Below are 2,007 nucleotides of genomic sequence, written 5' to 3'. Positions count from 1 at the left end.
CCCCCTGGCCGCGCGCGTTCTGCTCCCGAACCTACTGCGTACCGGCGAGGTTACGCAGGGTCTCCCCGGACCCTCCATCAGGCGCCCTTATGTGTAGAGGTGGTGAGGTCGATGGTGCCTGAGGTGACTGTGCCCCGTGAAGGGGCGTCAGAAGCTGACGCAGCACTTCACGCCCGGGAAGGGGGCGAGAATTCGCCACCGCCGCCTTCTTCCTTCGTACGCATATCTCCTTCTTCTCCCTATGCACGCGGACTTCTCCCTACGCACGCGGACCGCCGACGCCGCTGTCACCGCACAGGCGCCGCGACGGCGGCGCCGTCGTCACCCGTATGGAGTAATCCGGCAGGTGTGGCACGGCGTGCGATGTCCGCACCAGGCGGGCCACCGAGCCGTGCGGTGCCGCTCCGCCGAATGCCGCTCGCCGGGCGTTCGCGGTGGGGGTCTCGCAGGATGGTTTCGATTGCCGGCCGTGGAAGGCCGACGAGCAGCCGTTTCCCGCGTGCGGCGGACAGCCGCCCGATCCCCCACTCAGGGAGTAGCACATGGCAGTGATGACACAGGCGCTGGCACCGGCGCTGGAAGATGCCCGGCAGACCCATGCCGCAGTCGCCGACCGGTTCCGGGCGGATGTGACGGTTACGCCTCCGGGCCCGTACCGCCAGATGCTGGAGCGCCAGGTCGCCGAGGTCCTGGACAGCCTTCAGCGGATCGAGCATCACGTACGCGAAACGCGTCCGCGCAGCCTGCTCGGCAGCACGGTCGACATGGCGGGGCTCATCTCCCGCAGCGCCCTGCGTACGGCCATGCTCCCGCTGACGATCGGGTCGTCGCTCCTGACCGGGCTGCTGCGCGGTCCGGCCGATGAGCGGCGGCTGCTGAAGAACGCCGAGAACGAGTTCACGGCCGCGGCCCGGGCGCTGGCCGCGTCCCGGGCCGGGGAGAGCATCGCCGAAGAGATCCAGGACCAGGCCGCCGCCGACCTGCTCGGTTCGCTGCGCCGCCAGGACCAGGAGCTGCTGCAGACGCTGGAGGACAGCGTCGCCGCGCACGCGCGGGCCGTGGCGGCCGGGAGCAACGGCTTCGGCCCACAGCACGACGGCAGCATGCGAGACGAGCTCATGCACGTGGTGCGGACGACTGTCGACCGGCTACGGGATGCCGTCCAGACCAGCGGCCGGCAGACCAGGTCCGCCGCCAAGGGCGTGGTCCGCGAGATGCCGGGGGTGACCCGGATGGCCGAAGAGGTACAGGGCGCGGTGACCCGGGAGAAGGACTTGCCGATCCCCGGGTACGGCCGGCTCGGCCTCGACGAGATCAACAAGCGGCTGCGCCCGCTGTCACAGTCCGACCTGACGGTGATCGAGGGCTACGAGCGGGCCCACGCGAACCGGGACGCGGTCCTGGACGCGATCGAGCAACTGCGCGGCAGCGAACCGTGGCCCGGCTACGACACCATGGACCCCAGCCAGATCATGGCCGAGCTGCAGAACGTTTCCCTGGGCGTGGCCCGCCAGGTGGCGGAGTACGAGCAGCGCCACCGCCAACGCGAGCCGGTCATCTCCGCCGCCCAGTCACGCATCCCGCTGTAACCGTTGCCGAGAGCCTCAGTGGCTCTCGGCCATCCGGGCCTTTCGGCCCGGATGGTCCGTCACATCACCAAAGCGTGAGGGCTTCGGCTTGAGTACGGTCTCTCGCTTCCTCCCGCCGCTGGTGCGGCAAGGTTGCGCTACCTGCCCGCCCCGGCCCGGCCTTGCGGCCGGGCCGGGTGGCGCGGGTCTTACGGTCGGCTCCACGAGGCTTCGACGCCTTCACGGCGTCCAGGTCTCCGGCCACTCCGGTACCTGTTGTTGCGGCCGCCGCGAGAGCGGCGAGGTTGTGTGCTGCGTTCTCGTCCCGGTCCATCACGAGCGGGCACTCGTCGCAGTCGAAGACTCGGACGTGCAGCGGCAGTCGGGTAGCTGGGGCCCGTCACCGGGCCCCAGCCCCCTCAGAACCGTGCTTGCGCCT

The 2,007-nt window shown here is 70.4% G+C and carries 1 protein-coding gene; it reads left to right on the top strand.

The features are described 5' to 3' along the window. Positions 1–542 precede the first annotated feature (542 nt). Positions 543–1,589 (top strand): hypothetical protein, encoded by a 1,047-nt coding sequence (locus ACYVO6_RS17655; protein WP_461062336.1) that lies wholly within the window; start codon positions 543–545, stop codon positions 1,587–1,589. The last annotated feature ends 418 nt before the right edge of the window (positions 1,590–2,007 follow it).

The sequence above is a fragment of the Streptomyces pseudoechinosporeus genome (genome assembly GCF_054783935.1).
Note: the sequence above shows the minus strand (reverse complement) of the source record. Positions and strands in the feature narration are given on the sequence as shown.